Raw genomic sequence first — 19,567 nt, 5'->3', positions numbered from 1 at the left:
GGAAAGCCGGGCTTCAACGGCGGGTGGATTCCCCGATGAGCAGGGAGCCGTGGAGGCGCTCCAGAGGGACATTCACGGCACCCTCTATGACCTCCGCCGCAAGCCGCTGTCCGGCACGGCGGCCGAACTCGAAGACGGGCATGGCCACGGTGGTCAGCAGCGGCCGGGTGATGCGGCGCAGCGGGGAATCATCGAAGCCGGTCACCTGGCAACGCTCCGGCACCGGGATGCCCATCCGGGCCAGCTCGGAGAGTACCACGGAGCCGACGATGTCGTTGATGCAGAAAAGCGTGTCATATTTCTCCGCGATGGGGGCCAGTCCCTCCCCGGTCAGCGCGGCGGTGTTCTTGAAATGGTGGATGTCCGCATCAGAAAACGGGATGCCCTTTGCCGCCAGCGTGGTGGCCAAGCCCTCGCGGCGTTCCACGAAGACTTCGTTGAGCCCGTCGATGGTGATCAGGCACGGCTTGATGGGGGCTTTCCCCAAGTGCTCCACCAGCTCCGCCATCCCGCCGCCGTGGTCGGAGGAAATGCACGGCAGACCGGGCGTTGCCCGGTTGAGGATGACAAATGGGATGTTCCGCCCTATCAGAGCCTGCAGCACCTCCGGCGAAGGCAGGTGGAAGGCGAAGACGAAGGCATCCGTGTCCCCGCCCTTCTTGTGCGGGAAGGGAACGAAAGACGGTCCTCCCAGGTCGCTCAGAATGTTGATCGCCGTTGGCGCGAAGCCCTTGCGCAGGCCGTCGATGAGCTGTGTCAGATCATAGAACAATCCGCGCTCCGGGGAATCGTGGTGCGGCAGGACCAGGCGGATGTTGAGGATGGTGCGCTGGCGGTGGCGGCGCACGTTTCGTTTCTCGAAACCAAGGTCTTTGGCGATGTGTTGGATACGTTCCCGCACTTCATCGCTCACGAGCCGCGAGCCATTGAGCGCGCGGGAAACCGTGGAGCCGGAAACTCCGGCCTTTTCAGCGATGTCATAGATCGTTACCATGTCAGGTTGGGTTGAATTATTGCGTGCAATCTCGTAAGGGCAAGCAAAGAAAGTGCATGCCTGCTTGCCAACGCACGTTTGATGGCGCGGGATCGGCTTGTGGACAATCCCATACTTGAGATTCAGGACGCGACGGTCTGGCGTGGGGAAACTCGGGCGCTGAAAGATTTCTCCCTGGTGCTGAGGGAGGGGGAGAGCGTGGCCATCCTGGGACCGAACGGAGCGGGCAAGAGCACGCTGCTGAAAGTGCTGACCGGAGAGCTGCGGCCGGAGTGGGGTAGCGGTGCGATCTGTCGCCTGTTCGGAGAGGATCTGTGGTCGCTGGAGGATCTGCGGCACAAGATCGGGGTGGTGATGCCGGAAGAGGTCGCGCGCTTTCATCCGGAGGAGATTGCGGAGGACGCCGTGCTTTCTTCCCTGCGTGGTGCGTATGGAAAGACGCGCTGGATGAAATTCTCAAAGACGGAGAAGGAACGCGCGGCGGAGGCGATGGAGCTGATGGGCATCACCGCGCTGGCGAAGCGGGAGTTCGGCGCGTTGTCCTCCGGTGAGCGGCGCAGGTTCCTCATCGCCCGTTCGCTGGTGCACCAGCCGGAGGTGCTGGTGCTGGATGAGCCGTCCACGGCCCTCGATTTCGCCGCGGCGATGCAACTGACGGCGACGCTCTGCAAGCTGCTGGAGGCGGGTAAGACGCTGCTGCTGGTGACCCATCATCCCGGCGAGATCCCGCCGGGGATCAACCGGGCGGTGCTGCTGAAGGACGGCGGAGTCTTCGCGGACGGAGACAAGAAATCCGTGCTCACCTCCGGAAATCTGACCGACCTTTATCAGGTGGGGCTGCGGGTGAAGTGGTCGGCGGGATGGTGTGATGTAAAACCGGGGTGAGTAGTATCCATACGCATTTCGGCGGAGGTATTGCAAAATGCTCGACGGGGTCGTTGGTATATCTCACCATTCAGGTGTTTCCAACATCTTAGCTCCTCCCGCCATGAAAACTCATCGGATGATTTCCGCAGTGGTTAGTCTGTTAGCAACCACCGGGGTCGCCGAGGCCCAGACGCCGCCCAACTATGTGGTGTCCTCTTCCTTCATGCCCGCGTTGGCAACGGAGACATACCAGATCCATGACTTCAATGATTCCGGGATCGTCGCCGGAACGTGGGTGCGTTATACGGCTCAATCTTCGGGAGTGGAGGAAGCGCGGGGAATTTTCGTGTTCAAGGACGGCGTGATGCGGAAGATCACACCTGCGCAGGGCGGGGTGACGGCAACGCTTTCACCAGCGGAGGGGAACTCAACCGGGATCGTGCGGATCAGCAATGTGGAGGGCGGGACGTTTTACCTGGCGGCACCCGCCCGCCAGTCGATCCTGGCCTGGGGTGGAGGGTCGAGGAACATTCATCGGATCGTCCGGTACAAAGTGGACGCGGATCTGGAAACGCTCGCGCAACCGGTGATTTCCGCCTCCACGCTGGGCGGATATGTCTTCGCCGACTACAACGGGGAGACGGGCCGGAACGAGGAATTCTCGGCAGGAGTGACGGATATCTCCGACGATGGGACGGTGCTGGGCTACACGTCCGATTGGCCGTTTTTCTATGCACCGCCGGTGATGTGGAAGGGTACAGCGACGGCGAATTCCGGGCGTTGGTTTGATCTGGATTTCGCCCGTACGCTGGGTTCTCCCCAGGCGCTGGACCGTGACGGTTATCTGATCGGCGGGGTTGCGGATCTCAATCCCCCGGAGCTGATGTTCTACTATGACGCGCCGGTTTCGTCCGCGACTTTCAGCTCCGCCAGTCAGACCAGGATTCCCGCTCTGGCAGGGATCTATCAGCCGACTCCGGACTATCCGTATGCACAGGCTTTGGGAGGTCCGCCTCTTGCGCACGGACCCTACCGGGCGATGAGCAACTATGTTGATGGAACCCACCACGCCACGGTGGTCTGGGCGAACAGATTCAACGAGCTGCGGACGGTCTCTGGTTTCCGCTTCCTTCAGAGTGGTCCTTACCTGCCTGCCAGCCGTGTGACCATGTCGCGGAACGGCCATCTGCTCGGGTTGGATGAGGATGGAGTTCTGGCGCTGGCGCGGCGAAGCAGCACGGTGGCTGACTACGGGATCACACGGGTTCGGGATGAGATGGCGCCGTCCTACAAGTTGTATGCGCCTTTCGATGCCTCGGACGCGGGTTATGACCATGAAGGTTACCAACCGTCCGCCATCTCCATCAACTCGAACCTCGATCTGCTCTGCAGTTATCACGATCAGCGGGGGGTGGGATTCTTTGTTTTGAGGAACCAGCCGAACACGGGACGCATCCGGGTGGAGGTCCCGCCCTACGGACAGGGATCCGAGGCGCTGGGCTACGTGGAATTCAAGGTGAGGCGGACATTGGGTACCACCGGTGCTGCCAGCGTCCGTGCGACTCTGGCGGCAGGAGGCACAGCGGTGGAGGGGCAGGATTTCAAAGCGGGAGTGACGACGGTGGTCAGTTGGGCCGCGGGTGAGGCCGGGGAAAAAACGGTGCGTCTTCCCGTGCTGAACGACTACGCGCAGGACCCTGCCAAGACGGTGAAGGTTCTGCTCGGGAATTTCACCGGCGCGGTGGCTGACGGCACGACGGAGGTGATGTTGGCCATCGATGATGATGACTATGTTCCAACGGTGCCGATGCTGTTCGGTGAAACCCAGGCGGAGGGCACCGTAGGGCAGGACATCTTCTTCGCGGTGTCGAAATCATCCGGTGTCCTGGAAGTGTCTGGACTGCCGGCGGGATTGACCCTGGATCTGGTGACGGGATTGGTCATGGGGAAACCGAAGGTGCCGGGGACGTTCAATGTCATCTTCACGGCACGCAACAATACAGGGGCGGGCGATCCGCTTGCCGTCACTTTCACCATCAGTCCCGCGGCGGTGGATGCGCCATTGTTCATCACCAGCGTCGAACGGGTGACAGCCACCGTCGGGCAGCCGTTCACCTATCAGGCGACGGGCACCGGGGCCGGCATCACCTGGGAGACCTACTGGGCGGGCCAGACCGGGTTTCCCGGGGGTGTTTCGTTTGATGCTGCCACCGGGCAGTTCAGCGGGGCATTCCAGGCGGGACAGGTGGGCACTGTTGAACTGGGCATCATCGCACGGCGGGGTGGGGAGCAGGATTTCATCCTGCTTTCGGTGGAGGTTCGTCCCGCCAGCGGGACTTTCACGGCCACGCAGCGTTGGCTTGTGGACAACGGCAGGCCGTATGAAGGTGCGGCGGGCGGACATCTGGAAGACCCGGATGGGAACGGCTATGGGAACCTGCTGGAGTTCGCTTTTGGCCTGACACCGGGGCAGAAGCCCCTGCCGAAGGTGCCGTCATCCCCGCTCTATGACGGTTCTCCCGAGCCTGGGGTTCCGGTTTCGTTTTTCGACTCCTCCACCAGCCCCCGCATTGAGGTGGCGGTGTACCGGTCGAAGGAAGCCGTTGCCCGCGGGATCAGCTACGTCGTTGAGTTCAGTTCGAATCTCAGCCAGTGGGATGCTGGTCTGGACTATACCGTCGCAAACACCGGACCTGCCGGTGACATCATCACCGTGTCGGACCCGAACCCCGGGCCGTTGGTCGGTGACAAGCGCTTCTACCGGGTGAAGGTAATCCAGCCCTGACCCCCCCGGGCATTCCCCGCCGTGCAAATTGAACGCCGCACGGCGCGGAATGACATTCCATCCCGGAGGTTCTGTTAGATAACTGCCTCTGCCTGCTGGGCCGGGGGATTGGCATGGTTCAAGCGATGTCCGGTTGGCAATCCCGACCGCTATGAAAACACAGACGATCTTTTCTGACCCTCACATGGCGCTTTCCATCACTTCCGCGATCAGCCGCCGATCACAGGCACCAGGCCGGATGGGGTGGATGCGCTCGCTCGTTCGACGACTGCCGTTTCTGGGCAAATCGCTTAGGTTTTCCTGAATTCCAGCCCCGGTAAAACAATCTTGCGGGATGCCGGGTATCGGGGGATGATTCCCGCAGGAACCCCCCATGGGAAGCAGCGAGAATAAAAAGCGAGGTGAGCAGCCGGAGCCGAGCAAGTGGTCGAACGAGATCACTGGCATCGTTCTGATATTCCTTGGTCTGTTGCTGCTGTTGTCGTTGGTATCTTACTCGCCATCGGACCTGCCGCCACGGTGGTTCCTTGAGGCATTCGCGGATAAGAACGGCGGCGACGGGACGAATCTCATCGGACCGGTGGGAGGACTGCTCGGCTTTCTCCAGATCATCCTGTTCGGCGCGGCCAGCTACCTGCTGCCGGTGGGGTTGATCTGGTTCGGCGTCGTGAAGGTCGCTTTTGATGGAAAGCTGTGGCCGCGTCCGGTGATTGGTTTCGCGGTACTGTTGGTCTCCGGCGCCGCGTTCCTGGCGGCTTCCAATATTTTCTTCGACGAATGGGCGGCGCGCTGCCATCTGCCCGGACCCGGCGGGGTGATCGGTAAACTTCTTGGCGGGGTGGGGGAGGATGGAAAGCCTGTCGGCGTCCTCTCGATGGTGATCGCGCGTGCGGGAACCATCATCGTCTCGCTCGGCGCTTATTTGGTTTCGTTGTTGCTGCTGACCGGCCAGCACCCCATCCGGTTCGTCAAAGCCTGCTACCACCAGCTCCGGAAGCGCCACGCGGAATGGCGGATGCAGCGTGGGGAGGCCGGAAAGATCGCCGCTCGCGAGGCGGAGATGCTGGCGGAGCGGGAACGGCAGCGGGAGCAGCGCCGAAAGGACCGTGAGGCGGCGAAGGTCGCTGCGGATGCGAAGGTGCCGGAGCCGGATCCACAGCCCATGCTCGGCCTGCGGGAAACCCCCACTCCCCAGATCATCGACGCCTCCCAGCGCAGGGCGGGCGTGGAGTCGATGCAGCCTGGGGCGAAGCCCTTTGAGCGCAAGAAGCCCTCCGGGCACCAGTTCCTTTCCGTCAACGAATTCGAGGACTACGAGCTTCCGGGCTTCGACCTGCTGGACGCGGTCGAGATGGAGGAGTCCACGGAGGACCACCGGGAGGAGATGCTGGATACCCAGCGCACCATCGTGGAAACGCTCAAGGCGTTCGGCATCGAGGTCAGCCCGGGCGACATCACCCGTGGCCCCACGATCACCCGCTACGAGATTTATCCCTCCACCGGTCTGAGGGTCTCGCGCATTTCCCAGCTTGAGGCGGACATCGCCCGCGCCACCCGTGCGGAGCGCATCAACATCCTGGCTCCCATCCCGGGCAAGGACACTGTCGGCATCGAGCTGGCGAACAACCAGAAGGTCGCGGTGCCGCTGCATGAACTGCTGCATGATCCGGAGTTCCGCTCCGCGAAGAAGAAGATCCCGCTGGCTCTCGGCAAAGACGTCTATGGCAAGACGGTCATCGGTGACCTGGCCGCCATGCCCCACCTGCTGGTGGCGGGGGCGACGGGTTCCGGAAAGTCCGTCTGTATCAACTCCATCATCGCCTCCATGCTGTTCAAGTTCGGGCCGGATGAACTGCGGTTCATCATGGTGGACCCGAAAGTGGTCGAGATGCAGATGTACAACAAGCTGCCCCACCTCATCGTCCCCGTTGTCACGGATCCGAAGAAGACCGTCGCCGCGCTGAAGTGGGTGGTGAACGAGATGGAGAAGCGCTACCGCATCTTCGCCAAGGAAGGCGTGCGGAACTTCGACAGCTTCAACAACCGTCCGCGCCCGGATAAGACGGAGACCCCGAAGGAAGAGGAAGAACCGGAGCCGCAGGAGCCGACCATCAGCGACGAGGAGCTTGACGCCATCGTCGCCTCCATGGGCGAAGGCGACCTTGGTCCGGAAGCGGATGACGATGAACTGGAGATCGCCGAGGAGCAGATCCCGGATCGCTTCCCCTACATTGTCGTGCTCATCGACGAGCTTGCCGACCTCATGCAGACCGCCCCGGCGGATGTGGAGATGTGCATCGCGCGGATCGCCCAGAAGGCGCGTGCGGCGGGCATCCACCTCATCATCGCCACGCAGACGCCTCGGGCGGATGTGGTCACCGGCATCATCAAGGCGAACATCCCGTGCAGGATCGCCTTCCAGGTTTCCTCCGCACTGGACTCACGCGTCATCCTGGACACCAAGGGCGCGGACAAGCTGGTGGGTAAGGGGGACATGCTGTTCCTGCCACCGGGATCCGCGAAACTGGAACGTTCCCAAGGTGCCTTCGTTTCCGACGCGGAGGTGGAGCGCATCGTCGATCACTGCGCAGCCCAGGGCTCGCCCACCTTCGACATCGACATCAACGCCTCCATCAACTCCTCCGACGACGAGGAGGGGGAAGAAGTCTCCGACGCGGATGAGGAGCTGATCATGAAGTGCATCGAAGTGGTGCGGCAGGAGAAGAAAGCCAGCACGTCCCTCCTCCAGCGCCGCCTGCGGCTGGGCTATACCCGTGCCGCGCGGATGGTGGACATCCTGGAGCAACGCGGCGTCGTCGGCCCCGGCGAAGGCGCGAAGCCCCGCGAGGTGTTTCTGAAGTAAGGAGGACACTCCTGAGGTGAGTTAAATGGTTGGACCATTTGTCCCCGGAGAATAGAGGACAGTCAGAACCAACCATCCCCATGAGTGCCCAGTATAGTGATGAGTTCATGATCCGTGCCGTTGCCTTGATCGACGCCTGTGGATCGGTCACCGAGGTGTCCCGCCAGCTCGGCGTGGCGCGCAGCGCCCTCTACCGCTGGCGCGACAAGGCACGGAAGCCCGCCCCGCGCCCCACCTCCCCGCAAAAGGAAGCCGCCTTGGTTTCCGAGTTGCAGGCGGTCCGCCGCGAACTGGCCCGCCTCACCCAGGAGAACGACATTTTAAAAAAAGCCTCCGCGATCCTGGGCTCCTCTGTTCCACCCGATCCAGAACGCTGATCAAGGAGCTGCGGGAAAGCAGCGGGGCCAGCCTGCGCAGGATCTGCTCGGTGCTGGGTTTGCCGCGCAGCACCTATCACCACAAGCCCCGTCCTCCCGCGCAACCCTGGCCGGATCAGGAACTCGCCGCCCTCATCAGCACCATCTTCCACGCCAACCGCCGCTGCTACGGCTACCGCCGGATCGCCTGCGAATTGGCCAATCGTGGCGTCTCCTGCGGCTGGCAGCGGGCGCGCAGGATGATGCGCCGGCAAGGTCTCCACGCCATCCAGCGCCGGCGCTTCACCCCGAAGACCAGCGATGGCAAGGCCTCCCATCCCTGTGCCAACCTGCTTGCCAAACTGCCGCCACCCCAGGCTCCCGACCAGGTCTGGGCCGGGGACATCACCTTCATCCCGAGCCGTGAGGGTTGGCTCTACCTCGCCGTGGTCATCGACCTGTGGTCACGCCGGATCATCGGCTGGAGCCTGTCACGCTCCATCGACCGCGCGTTGGTCACCGATGCCCTGCGGCAGGCGCTCCAGAGCCGCAGGAAGATCGTTTCCACCATTTTCCACAGCGACCGGGGCAGCCAGTATTCGAGCACCGCGTTCAGGGCGATGCTTGCCGGATCAGGCCTGCGACAGAGCATGTCGCGGCTGGCCAATCCCTACGACAACGCCAGGACCGAATCCTTCATGGGTACCCTCAAAGCGGAAATGGCGGAGGAGGAAATCTTCAGGAATCTGGATGAGGCGCGGCAGAAGATCTTCAGCTACATCGATGCCTTCTACAATCCGAGGCGGCTCCATTCGTCGATCGGATACCTCAGTCCCAACCAATTCGAAGCCCGATTCCAGAGACAGAAATGAAGGACACCAGTGGTCCAATTTAGGGTTGCACCTCACTCCTGTCCTCCGGCTGCAATGGGAACCCATCAGCAAAGGTATTCCCTAACAGATTCTCCCCTTCATCCTTCCTTTAAGCCCTTTTCAACTTCATGGTGAATCCTTTGATGATTCGCCAATGCCGCCGGTGGACAGGAACGGGAGCGAAGCGGACATAGCGGCGCAGCCGCAATGTCCACCCTCCTTACTCGGTTGCAGTGTTAACCACTCACCGCTCATGGATCCCGATCCTCGCGCCTTTGTCCGGGTGGCTGGTCAGGATGGCGATGCGCTTGATGGTGGAGCTGTCGATGGCGGTGTGGCTCAGGTAGTCGAACTTGCCGCGCAGGTCGGTGTAGCCGTCCTTGTGGAAGTTGATCTCTCCGTTCCGGGTTTCCGCATAGACCTTCACATACGTCTTCGGCAGCGGGTGTCCGGCGGTGTCCAGCACCTGGATGGTGCGTTCCAGCGGCTGCCGGCGGATGTCAAGCGCACCGGAGTCCAGCACCTTCAGGAGGCGGGTGTTGCCGGAGTCCGCGGAGATCAGGACATTGCCGCCCTTCATCCCGGCGGGCAGGTCCACGCCGGTTTCGGTGGTTCCGGCGGCCAGCGGCACGTCGAGGGTGGCGTTGGGCAGGATGGCCGGTTCGGCGTTGCCGCCTTCGCCGCCCTGCAGGAACGGGTCTTTTGAGAACAGGATCTCCAGGTCCACACGGAAGAAACGGAGTGAGGCCTTGTCCAGCGCACGGTGGCGCAGGACCAACCTGCCATCGCCGGACGGCGCCAGATCAAGCTGCGGCGCGGCCTTTCCGCCCGCCTCTTCCTTGGGCACGGGTGCTTTGGCAAGCGCGGCGATCTCATCCGCCTGGCTCACCACCGCCTGGTAGCGGTCGCGCCAGACGCCGGGCGGCAGGGTGGGTAGTGTCGCGGCGGCGATGACCTTCGCCTCGTCTGCCTTCTCGCGGTGGAAGAGAGCCACGCACTTCAGGTAGTCATAGTGGATGCGGCCTGCCAACGAAGCGGGGTCAATACGGTCGAAATACACCAGTGCCTCATCGATGCGGTCCTGCAGGAAAAGGAACGCGGAGAAGGAAAGCAGATCCGTCGAGTCCAGCGCGGGCTTCCACGCGAGCTGGTCGAGGAAAGCATGGTAGTGCGCCTTTGCCTCCGGATGGGTGAGACGCGACTCATCGCCGAAGCGGTGGATGCGGGCGTTCACCAGCGGATCAAACTCATAGGTCTCCCAGCCCCTGTGGGTGCGCGGGCGCACCTCCAGCAATGGGCTGTCCAGCCAGTCTCCGGTGGTGTCGATCATCCGGCCGTTCTCCAGGAAATCCCGAATCACGGCGGCATCCCGGTGCAGGAATCCGTAGGCGGCGACCCCGGCGGAGAAATGCAGCCGCTCCCGGAGGATGCCGGCCACGGTGGTGAAGAACGCCTTGTCCCGCAGCCGCCAGAGGATGGCATCGAGGCGGATCGTATTCAGGTTCTCCGTCCGCAGCCGCTCCAGCACCTGCTCCGGCGTGCCGTCCGCGGCGATGGCCAGCCATGAAGCTCCGTCGTGCGGGGCGGGGTCCACGGTGACGCGCAGCGTGCGTGCTTCGGAGTGCGCCAGCACCGTCCCGTCTTCGCTCACATGCAGCGGATAGGTGGCGAACTCCCCGGGCGCTGGAAAGTAGAACTGCAGTTCCTTCATCACCACGCCATACGGGTTCAGGTTGCTGGTGGCGGAAAGGGTGAGGGGATGCCCGCCGAGCGGGATGGCCCCGGCGGGGATCTGTGCCAGCAGGTCCACCCGTCTGCCGGTGCCGGTGGGGTTCGTCACCACCAGCGAGGCACGGTAGGCAACACCCGGGCGGAAGTCACCGGTGACCGGGTTTTCCACCTTCCGGCCATCCACAGTGCGGAACGGCTCCGCGAGCGTGGTGTAGGTCTGGCGGACCAGCAGCGGGGATTCCTCCGCCACCTTTTCCGTGCGTTTCGTGTCCTTGTAGAACAGCAGCATCGGCTCGCGCGCCTTCACCCGCATCGAGCCGCCGTCCACGGTCACCTCCGGACGCTCCGCCTTGAAGGGCAGGTCGAGAAGCGCGAGGCACATCAGCGCCTCGTTCGCATTGTGCGTGCAGGCATTGAAATGGGCGGAAAGGAACGCGCCGTTGCCATCCCACGCCGCGAGGTCGATCCAGAAGCGGTTCAACGGGATCAACGTTTCATCCGTCGCCGCCGTGTTGCGGAAATAGTTCGACTCCCGCCACATCCGTGTGCGTTCCGGGAAAAGTTGTCGAGGCGTGATGCGGGATCTCATCGCATAGCCGGAAACTTCACCCCCGAAAGGATCCGCCGGAGCGGCGGCTGCGAATCCATCCACCTGCGGCGCGGCGGCAGGGGCAGGTGCGACGAACGGATCAACAATCTCCGGAAGTGCTCCGGGAGAAAATGTTTGCTCTTCCAGCGCTTCGGATGATCTGAGAACCGCCGTCAGTTGTTCGATTTTCTCCAGTTCGCTCGGCGTATTGCGCACAACCAGAATGTTTCTCCGCATGGTCACACTCGAGCCTTCGGCGAAGGAGATGCCGTTTGCGATGAGCAGTTCCCTGATTGGCACGTTCGGACTGTTCGGGCTGCCCCCTGCCGCTCCGGCGAGTTGCTGGAGCAAATCAGTCGGCACGCTGAACGTGCGCATGAATAAATCCTCTCCCATCTCAGTCACGGGAACCAGTGTGACGGAGAAGTCGTCGGCAATGAAACGCAGCTTGGCCGCGTCACAGATGTACTGGAGTGCCGTCTGGAGTGGCACGTTGCGGACACGCAACTGCGGGATACGGATGGTTCCGGGGTCCTGGGCGAATGCGAGTGCATCTGACAGAGTGGAGCCATCCGTAGCAGGAGCGGTGGGCGCGGCCGGCCGAGGGCGGCGGATGATGAAATTCACCCCCTTCTTCGCTGGATCCAGCTCCAGTGTATCGAACTCCACGGCCTTCTGGCGCAGGAAGTCCACCGCTTCCTCCACCGTCACGTTCTCGAAGTCGATCTCCGGAATGACGATCGTCTTCATCTTCTGGGTGATGTAGGCCACACCGGCGCTTTCGTCTTCGCCAGCCACATCCGCCCGGGCCAGGCCCAGGCTGTCGATCATCGCCAGATCCGTTCCCTTCAGAGTCTGCGTGAAAAGCTGCGTCTCCATATCCGGGGACGGGGCCTCCAGTTGCCAGCGCAGGGATAGCTCCCGCGCCACCCGCTCCCGGGCCTCCGGCAGGGCGCGGGCGAGCAGGGCTTTCTCCGCCGCGTTCAACCGCTGCCACGCATACGGGCGCAGGTAGCCTTTCAGGTCCCGTTCCAGCAGCAGATCATCCATGAACACCTTCTCGGGCTTCTGCGCGAGCATGGGTTTCACGTGCTTGTCGAAGAAAGCCCTGTCCTTCCGCGCCAGGAACAGGTGCAGTTCATGGCAGGCGTGGGCGGACAGCATCTCGAGCTTCTTCTTTTCATCGAGCTGCGGCCACTCCGTGAGGAAGGCGAACTCGCGCAGGCGGTCGTCATTGGTCGCACCATAGAGGTATTGGTGGGCCTCCTCCAGGGTGGTGAAGGCGCGCCACTCCGCGTCCAGCAGGTTCTCGATGGCGGCCTCCGCGTCCTTCGTCAGCACGGCGGCGCTGCGGGTTGCCAGATGGTGCGCTGCGGGATCCAGCGGACGGGCGATCCGCCGGTCGCGCAGTGGCACCTCCGCATCCTGGATGGGCAGGATCACGGTGTCCTCGTCATGCAGCCGGTCCACCACCTGCACCTTCACGAACCTGGCTTTCCCGAAGTCCGCGAGCGGCAGGAGGATCCAGCCGGAGGCGTCCGGCTTCACGTTGAATTTCACGGAAGCAGGCGTGGCGAGGAAATCCAGTACCGGTGGGTATTGGGCCTTGGAACCCTCGGCATCGTCCCCTTCGTAGGATGGGATCGCCTTGCGCTTCATCGAGTCGCTCATCGCCCGCCCTTCGCCGCCGCCTTGGCCTTGCCGTGTGTCCTGATCCAGATCCTTCTCCGTCCAACGGTTCAGCAACAGGCCGGGGCGGGGGAGCATGGTACCGGGAAACACCTTCTTCGTCCGGCGGTCGAAGATGTAGCGGATTTCATCATCGAGCCGGCGGTCCGTCAGGTAGCCGCATGCGGCGATGCCGGGCATCACGCCGTCCGCCAGTGGGGCGCTGAAAGGCTCCGACGCATCGCCCGGGTGCCAGCCACTGTGGGAGAACAGACCGCCGCTGAGGGTGATGCTTGTTTCCGGCGTATGGTCGCGGACGCGGATGGCCACCTGCCCGTCCTGCACGGTGGCGGACGCGATGAATGCCTGTGCGCCATCCTCCACGGGCAGGATCCGTGCGGGAGAAACCAACAGGTCTTCCTTACGCGTGCCTGCGGACACGCTGATGGTGGATTCCATCCCGTTCTGGGTGAAAACATGGTCCCCCGGCGGCAACCCGCGGAGGTGGATGCGCCCGTCATCGACCCATAGCTTGTCGAAGTGGTCGCGTAGCGGCCCGTCATCCAGCACCTCAACCAGCGAAAGCACGGAGCGGTCCGGTGCGTTGGCGGCATGCTCCTGCGGGAAGACGATCTTCTTCCCGGCCTCCACCTGGAGATGCCGTCTGGAGGTGAGATTGCGCCTGGCGGGCTCATAGGCCGTGGAGGCGATGTCACCGCCGGTGGCGACGACCATCGTGATGCCATCCAGCGCGCCGAGATCGACGCGGCCACTCGCATCCGTGCGGACATTCGACTGCACATCCACCTTGAAGCCCTCCCGCATTAGTTGGAGGCGCACGCGCCGGGATGGCAATGGTTCGCCATTCCGCCCGCGGATTTCAAGCCGATGGCCGCCCGGGATGGGGGAGAAGAATGCGGTGGAGATGCCGTTGCCGGTGAGCGCGCCGTTCAGGGAGTAGCTGTAGGTTTCCTCCAGCTTCACCGTGTCACCGCCGGTCAGCGGATCAACGGATCCCCGGAGGGTGAAGGTGAGCTTGAGAAGATCGGCCGGAACCTGGAAGGGGATCTCCATCCGCTCCGCCAGCTTCAGGTCCTGCGCCACCACCCGTTCCGTGGTGATGCCGCCGAGCAGTTCCGCCTTCATCACCAGCGCCGGTTCCTTGATCCGTTCCAGAGCGATGGCGTGGCCGTGGTTGGTGAGGTGGACGCGCAGTTGTAGCTTCGCCTCGCGGTCAGCCAGCAGTTGTTCCCGTTCCAGGTGGAAGGCTGCATCCAGGTCCAGTTTCTCGGTGCGCGGTTCCAGCGCCACCTCTGCAGCCAGTTTGCCGACCTGCAGCACACCATCCGTCACCGCTTGGTCCGGAGCGTCCGGGATGGTGATGAGGCCCGCCGCGTCCGCGGAAAATGTCTCGTTGCCCAGCTTCAGGGATGCCTGCGCCACCGCGTTTCCCGCCTCATCCAGCACCCGCACCGTCTGGCCGGTGCCGGTCCGTTGGATGAAGGGGGTGAGCTGTCCTTTCCTGACCAGGGAGCGCGCGGAAACCTGTCCGCTCACGAACTCCACGATCCATGCGCCTGCGCCCGCAAGCTCCGGCAGGGCGATGGTTTCCCGGTGTCTCTGGAGCGGGGCGTGGCCATACTCCACCCTGCGCTCGTGGTGCGGCACCAGCCCCTCCAGATCCATGGACACCTCCGGCTCTCCTCCTGTCCGGGCGAGGTGGGACGGCAGGTCCAGCTCATAGATGCGGATGTGCAGGTCCGGCGTGTTCTTCAGGTCCAGCGTGAGCGCGGCCTGGGCTCCGGATGCCACCACCTGCGGCGCACCGGGGGTGAAGCGGATGAAGGCTTCCTCGCTCAGCGCCTTGAAGTCGGCCGGAGCAAGCACGGAACCCCAGACGCCCGTCGCGGCACCGGCCAGCAGCCGTGCGCGCGCCTGCATCTCCCGCAGCCTTTCCGTCCGGATGAACGGGGCGAACGCCGCCGCCGCGTCGTCATCCACGCCCAGGAAATGATCCAGGTAGAGGTTCAGCAACGGACGCTCGTCGGTGATGCTGGGGCAGCCCGTCGCGTCCTCGTAGTCCGAGGAGAATCCGATGGGCACCGCATCCTGCTTTCCCTTCGGAAAGAGATCGTCCTCCCGGCGTGGTAGCGCCAGGTAGGCGAGGAAATCCTCCTTTGGCATCCGCCCCAGCTCCGCCTGGAGGCGCAGGTGGTGATGGAGGACATGAGCCTTCAGCGAATCCAGCGCGGGCGGGAGCTTCATCGCATGGTCCCGGCACCGCTGGAGGTGCGCCGCGTGCGCCTGCCGGTCACGGTCGAAGTCAACCTCCGCACCAGGCCGCATCTTCGCCAGATAGGCGGTGTTGAAAGCTTCGTCGGACAGCAGCCCGGGCCGCAGCTTCAGCAGCGCATCCAGTTGCTGGAAGACCATGCCCTCATGCGCTGTCATGCTACCGAACTTGACAGGCGGTTGGAATCCGAGCGAGCGGTCCACCAGCAGCGTCACCGCAGGATGCTCCGGGTGCGGGATGTGCTCCAGGAACCAACGCACCTTCGCTTCATCGAAGTCAGCAGCCCCTGCAAGTTCGTCCATGAGGCGCTTTCCCCTGTATTGCTGGTAGGCGGTGGAAGGAGGGGAGGATTTCCTTGCCTTCTCCTCGAACGCTTCCAAAGAGATGGCGGCGGAGTCCAGCCGCGTGGGGACCGTCTCCGCCTCCGCCGCAGCATCCGGCCGGGTGTGGTCGAATTTGAGGCCCAGTTTCAGGATCAAACCTTCGACGGAACCTTCAGGATCCCTCTGGTAGGCGAGCAGCAACCGGCGGTTCTCCAGCACTTCGTAGCCGAAGTTCTCGATGGGATTCTCCTTCCGCTCCGTGGCGGTCTTCCACTCCGCCATCACCTGGCGGAACTCCTCCTCCCGGCCCGCGAGCTGGTGCGCCAGCGCGGTGTGGAAATAGGCGTTCCGGCTGCCGGGGATCAGTTCCGCAAGGGCGTCCATCCGTGTTGCCGGATCGGCGTATTTTTCGAGGAACGTGTCTTCATCCCCCGCATGGAGGCAGGATGTGGCGAGCATGAGACAGGTAAGGGCTTTTCTCATGGTGCGGGTTATGGCCGGACTTCGCTGGGGGAGGAAGGTTAAAGTGTAAGGAGGAGTAAGGAGGGTGGACACTCTTGTCCACCGGCGGCATTGGCGAATCATATGGAATTCACCGCGAGATCCCTTTGCTATGATTTCCCTTTGCAGCCGGAGGACAGGAGTGTCCTCCCTCCTCACTCTCTTCACGGCGCTTCGGCGAAAGCCCTCGCGCTACCCCGGCGCTTCACTTCATCCGGCATCCACGTCCACGGATTCACGCCCTTCTTCGTGAACACCGCCAGGCCGATGACCCCAACGTTCCGCGTCTCCCCGTGGCGCATGTTCGCATAGGAGTTGGAAACCCCGGAGAACTTGAACGACGCGATCGAGCTTTCACTGGTGCGGAAACCGCTGATGGTGACGGTTTTTCCGGAGTCTACGATGTAGCCCCGTTTCGAGAAGGAGGCGGTGCCTCCGTCCATCACGTCCAGTCCATCCACGCTGGCGACGATCTCCAGGGGCGACTTGCAGCGGTTCTTCACAACGATGGCATAGCTGCCGTTCTTCTCACCCGCGACAAGGCGGCGGCCGTAGCCCCACTCCTTGTAGGCGGGGAGGAAGCGGTAGCCGCCCTTGATGCCCCACTCCACCAGACCACCGGCAGCCTGCTGCATGGGACCCGTGGAGGAGGGGAAGCGTGACATCGCCCTGAGGCCGTCCTTGTCGTTGTAGTAGATGGCGTCGATCCCTGCTGGTTTCGATGACGCACGGGTGAAGCCGACGTCGTGGATGTGCGAGGTTTTTTCATCCCCCCAACCGGTGGCCAGTCCGGGGCGCTTCTCTTCCTGCGGACGGTTGCCCATCATCGCATCGATATTGTTCCGGTTGGCCGCCTGGTCTCCGGAGCGCAGCCCGCCGGACATGGCGGGTGCGGCTTCCTCGGTAAAGACCGGGGACTGGGTGGGCAGGCCACCGCCGGGACCCGCGCAGGAGGGAAAGAGCAGGGCAGCGAAGGCTGCGGGAAGAATGAGAAACAGATTGCGTTTCATAGTGCTAAAAAAGCAGCATTTGGAAACCGGGAGGTCAAATATTAAATGCAGTCTTTTTAGCATTTAAGTTGCGGAATTTCCAGCATTTCCTAAATTGCGGATATGAAACGTCTGGAAGAGGGGCAGGTTTCCCGCAGGGAGCGGCAGGTGATGGACATCCTTTTCCGGCTGGGGAAGGGCACCGCGCAGGAGGTGATGGATGAACTGCCGGATCCGCCGAGCTACTCCGCCGTGCGCGCGCTGCTGGCCATCCTGGAGGAAAAGGGCCTGGTGAAGCACGCGAAGGAATCCCGCCGCTACGTCTACTCTCCGGCGGTGCCGGAAAAGAAGGCGAAGAGGAACGCGCTGAAGCAACTGCTGGCGACTTTCTTCGAAGGGCGCCCGGAAAAGCTGGTGGCATCCCTGTTGGATCCTGAGGACCAGAAGCTGAGCAAGGAAGAGATCGCGCGCATCCGCAAGCTGCTGGATGAGGATGGAGGTGGGCCGTGATCGCGCTGCTGCTCTTTTCTGTTCTCGCTGCTGCGGCCGTATGGCTGGCGGGAAGGAAGGACCCCGCGCTGGACCCGCGGCTCACCACGGTGGTTCTGGCACTGCTGGGTGTGTTTCCCGTGCTGCTGGTGGTGATACCGAAGCTGATCGTGATTCCCCAACCGGTGGCGGAAGCGCAGGCCCCGTCGTGGAAGGTGTGGCTGGCAGTGGTGTGGATATCGGGTTTTCTGGTAGAGGTGGTCCGGCTGCTGGCCGCATGGCGGAAGGTCCGCGGGTGGGCGGAAGGCTCCACGCTGCTGGAGACGGTGGAAGGCGTGGAGATTCGCAGCTTGTCTGGCCTCCGCGGGCCGGTGGCGGCCGGTGTGCGTGAACAGATCGTGTTTGTCCCCGGCGACTGGTTGGTGTGGGAGGAGGACCTGAGAAAGATGGCGTTGTGCCACGAGCTGGAACATCACCGGAGGCGGGATCCCTTGCGGCGCTGGATCGCGGGCATCGCGGTGGCGGTGAACTGGTTCAACCCCCTTGTGCGTTGGATCGTGCGTCGCCTGCTCATCCAGTGCGAATATTCCTGTGATGCAACGGTCATCCGCAGTGGGGTGGAGTCACGCCGATACGCGAAGGCGCTCTGTGATCTGGCGGAGGACCGGCCACTGAAAGGCCCCGCGTTGGCCATGGCCGAGCGTGGCGGACTGGAGGCACGGGTGCGCCGGGTGATGGAACCCCAGCGCGGCGACAGCGGCCTGGCTTCCGGGGTGCTCATCCTGCTGGCGGTGGGAGCGGCCGCCCTGTTGGCGCTGGTGGGGCAGGAAACGATCACGGGATACACGAAGACGGAAATCCACCAGCGCAGGACTGCGGATCCCTTTCCCGGACTGTGAGGTGGGAAGCTGGCGCGGTCGCGGTCAGTCGTGGGTCTCGTCATTCACCAGCAGCGGCTGCTGGGAAGCTGCGGGTGAACTATTCCCCAGGCTGGGAATGACCTTGCGGACCAGCTTCTTCAGGCCGGAGTCCGCGGCGTCCAGATCCGCCTCCGCCTGGCGTGATGCCTTTTCCCATGCCGGGGCGAAGCCGGGGGCCTGCTCCCGCATGATGCGCACGGCGGCATCATAGATCTGGAGCTGGCGCTGCTCCGCGCGCCCGGGCTTCTGCTGGAGGGCGGTGTTGTTGATGCGCAGCGTCTCGTTCTGCTGGCGCAGGGACTCCAGTTCCCGCTGGAGTGTCTCGTTGCCGGAGGCGTTGATTTTGAGTTGCGTGTTCAGGTGGTTCTGCAGGTCTTTCATTTCACCTTCCACTCGCTTCAGTTCCCGGGACACATTGCGGCGGGCGGTGAATCCGGCCTTCCAGAGAAATCCGGCGATCAGGAGGCCCAGCAGGAGGCCCCAGGTGAACGGGTGGGTGAGAATGTCTTTGAGTTCCATGGGGTGAGGTCAAGGTTTGGGAGTTGTCTCCGCAGCCGGTCCGACCGGGGAGGTGGGAGCCGCCTGTGCTGGCGCCGCCGCGTCAGGCAGGGGCGCCGGAGTCGTGCCGGGTGCTGACGAAGGTTCGCCCGCATCCTGCAACCGCGCAACGACATCCTTCGTGATGTCCGGTGCATTCTTCACATAGAGAAGAATGGGCACGCCGGTGTTGCTGTTGGCGGAGGAGTCGAACGCACCGTCAAATCCCTGCTCCTGTGCGATCGTGCGGGCGGTTCCATCGATCTTGTTCAGGGAAGCGCGCATGGTGGTGACCATCTTGCGGTTGATCTCTTTCCGCTTCTCCGCATCGAAAACCTGGAACTCCTCCTGCAGCGTCTGGCCTTCCTGGCGTTTAATCTCATACTGTTGGGCCAGCTTGCGCAGGACATCATCCACCGGTGCGTCACGCTTCGCCTGGAGCTGGGCCTGGAGCTGCTTCAGCTCTTCCAGCACCTTCCGCAGGTGCACGGCTCGTTCGTCCTTGAGGATCTCAGCGCGATCTTTCTGCAACTCCAGGAGCATGATCTGCGTGGAGGTCAGGTTCTGGTAGATCTCCGTGATCCTCACCACCGCGAATCTGGGGGCAGCCACCGCGGGCATGACGGAGGCCAGGGAAAGCAGGAGCAACGTGGTGGCGCGGAGCATGTCGGAGATTGACCGGGAAACCGCATCTTGTCCACCGCAGATCAGGCCCCGATCCGGCACCGCCGCAGCCACGCCCCCCACCCAACTGCCATGACAACCGGCACTTGCGAAGTTTCATTCCCGG

At 63.1% G+C, this 19,567-nt stretch carries 12 protein-coding genes; 7 read left to right on the top strand and 5 right to left on the bottom strand.

The window, feature by feature from the left end:
- Positions 1-13 precede the first annotated feature (13 nt).
- Positions 14-994 carry a LacI family DNA-binding transcriptional regulator gene (locus OVA24_RS13430; RefSeq protein WP_267670358.1) on the bottom strand — a complete coding sequence of 327 codons (981 nt, stop codon included), beginning with the start codon at positions 992-994 and terminating at the stop codon, positions 14-16.
- A 99-nt stretch (positions 995-1,093) separates the two neighbouring features.
- Here OVA24_RS13430 and OVA24_RS13425 point away from each other — a divergent pair, with 99 nt between their 5' ends.
- The 5 genes from OVA24_RS13425 (at position 1,094) to OVA24_RS13405 (ending at position 8,737) form a co-directional block, all read left to right on the top strand.
- Complete coding sequence (locus OVA24_RS13425; protein WP_267670357.1) at positions 1,094-1,879, top strand: ABC transporter ATP-binding protein; 786 nt, start codon at positions 1,094-1,096, stop codon at positions 1,877-1,879.
- A 103-nt stretch (positions 1,880-1,982) separates the two neighbouring features.
- Positions 1,983-4,646: a putative Ig domain-containing protein gene (locus OVA24_RS13420; protein WP_267670356.1), complete on the top strand. Its 2,664-nt coding sequence runs from the start codon at positions 1,983-1,985 to the stop codon at positions 4,644-4,646.
- A 373-nt stretch (positions 4,647-5,019) separates the two neighbouring features.
- Positions 5,020-7,509, top strand: coding sequence for an FtsK/SpoIIIE family DNA translocase (locus OVA24_RS13415; protein ID WP_267670355.1), 2,490 nt, complete (start codon positions 5,020-5,022; stop codon positions 7,507-7,509).
- Between the two features lie 80 nt (positions 7,510-7,589).
- Positions 7,590-7,886: a transposase gene (locus OVA24_RS13410; protein ID WP_267670354.1), complete on the top strand. Its 297-nt coding sequence runs from the start codon at positions 7,590-7,592 to the stop codon at positions 7,884-7,886.
- Positions 7,883-8,737, top strand: coding sequence for an IS3 family transposase (locus OVA24_RS13405; protein WP_324287896.1), 855 nt, complete (start codon positions 7,883-7,885; stop codon positions 8,735-8,737). Before OVA24_RS13410 ends, OVA24_RS13405 begins: the two co-directional genes overlap by 4 nt.
- A gap of 244 nt (positions 8,738-8,981) precedes the next feature.
- Here OVA24_RS13405 and OVA24_RS13400 read toward each other — a convergent pair whose 3' ends face one another.
- Together OVA24_RS13400 and OVA24_RS13395 are read right to left on the bottom strand one after the other, a co-directional pair.
- Complete coding sequence (locus tag OVA24_RS13400) at positions 8,982-15,824, bottom strand: hypothetical protein (protein WP_267670352.1); 6,843 nt, start codon at positions 15,822-15,824, stop codon at positions 8,982-8,984.
- A 182-nt stretch (positions 15,825-16,006) separates the two neighbouring features.
- A complete protein-coding gene (locus OVA24_RS13395) occupies positions 16,007-16,852 on the bottom strand; it encodes a hypothetical protein (RefSeq protein ID WP_267670351.1) in 846 nt (281 codons plus the stop codon).
- Between the two features lie 102 nt (positions 16,853-16,954).
- Between OVA24_RS13395 and OVA24_RS13390 the strand changes: the two genes are divergently transcribed.
- Together OVA24_RS13390 and OVA24_RS13385 are read left to right on the top strand one after the other, a co-directional pair.
- Positions 16,955-17,341, top strand: a complete 387-nt coding sequence (locus OVA24_RS13390; RefSeq protein WP_267670350.1) for a BlaI/MecI/CopY family transcriptional regulator — start codon at positions 16,955-16,957, stop codon at positions 17,339-17,341.
- Complete coding sequence (locus tag OVA24_RS13385; RefSeq protein ID WP_267670349.1) at positions 17,338-18,219, top strand: M56 family metallopeptidase; 882 nt, start codon at positions 17,338-17,340, stop codon at positions 18,217-18,219. Before OVA24_RS13390 ends, OVA24_RS13385 begins: the two co-directional genes overlap by 4 nt.
- 24 nt (positions 18,220-18,243) lie before the next feature.
- Here the strand turns inward: OVA24_RS13385 and OVA24_RS13380 are convergent, their stop codons facing one another.
- Both OVA24_RS13380 and OVA24_RS13375 read right to left on the bottom strand, forming a co-directional pair.
- On the bottom strand, positions 18,244-18,759 hold the full coding sequence (locus OVA24_RS13380) for a hypothetical protein (RefSeq protein WP_267670348.1): 516 nt from the start codon (positions 18,757-18,759) through the stop codon (positions 18,244-18,246).
- 9 nt (positions 18,760-18,768) lie between these two features.
- A complete protein-coding gene (locus OVA24_RS13375) occupies positions 18,769-19,443 on the bottom strand; it encodes an OmpH/Skp family outer membrane protein (protein WP_267670347.1) in 675 nt (224 codons plus the stop codon).
- Positions 19,444-19,567: the final 124 nt, after the last annotated feature.

Source organism: Luteolibacter sp. SL250, assembly GCF_026625605.1.
Classification (GTDB): Bacteria; Verrucomicrobiota; Verrucomicrobiia; order Verrucomicrobiales; family Akkermansiaceae; genus Luteolibacter.
This window is presented reverse-complemented; position numbering and strand designations above follow the sequence as displayed.

What these genes read in the sequence shown, in the direction of transcription:
- OVA24_RS13430 (WP_267670358.1), bottom strand. Translation starts at nt 994, where the DNA reads ATGGTAACGATCTATGACATCGCTGAAAAGGCCGGAGTTTCCGGCTCC.
- OVA24_RS13420 (WP_267670356.1), top strand. Translation starts at nt 1,983, where the DNA reads ATGAAAACTCATCGGATGATTTCCGCAGTGGTTAGTCTGTTAGCAACC.
- OVA24_RS13415 (WP_267670355.1), top strand. Translation starts at nt 5,020, where the DNA reads ATGGGAAGCAGCGAGAATAAAAAGCGAGGTGAGCAGCCGGAGCCGAGC.
- OVA24_RS13410 (WP_267670354.1), top strand. Translation starts at nt 7,590, where the DNA reads ATGAGTGCCCAGTATAGTGATGAGTTCATGATCCGTGCCGTTGCCTTG.
- OVA24_RS13400 (WP_267670352.1), bottom strand. Translation starts at nt 15,824, where the DNA reads ATGAGAAAAGCCCTTACCTGTCTCATGCTCGCCACATCCTGCCTCCAT.
- OVA24_RS13395 (WP_267670351.1), bottom strand. Translation starts at nt 16,852, where the DNA reads ATGAAACGCAATCTGTTTCTCATTCTTCCCGCAGCCTTCGCTGCCCTG.
- OVA24_RS13390 (WP_267670350.1), top strand. Translation starts at nt 16,955, where the DNA reads ATGAAACGTCTGGAAGAGGGGCAGGTTTCCCGCAGGGAGCGGCAGGTG.
- OVA24_RS13380 (WP_267670348.1), bottom strand. Translation starts at nt 18,759, where the DNA reads ATGGAACTCAAAGACATTCTCACCCACCCGTTCACCTGGGGCCTCCTG.
- OVA24_RS13375 (WP_267670347.1), bottom strand. Translation starts at nt 19,443, where the DNA reads ATGCTCCGCGCCACCACGTTGCTCCTGCTTTCCCTGGCCTCCGTCATG.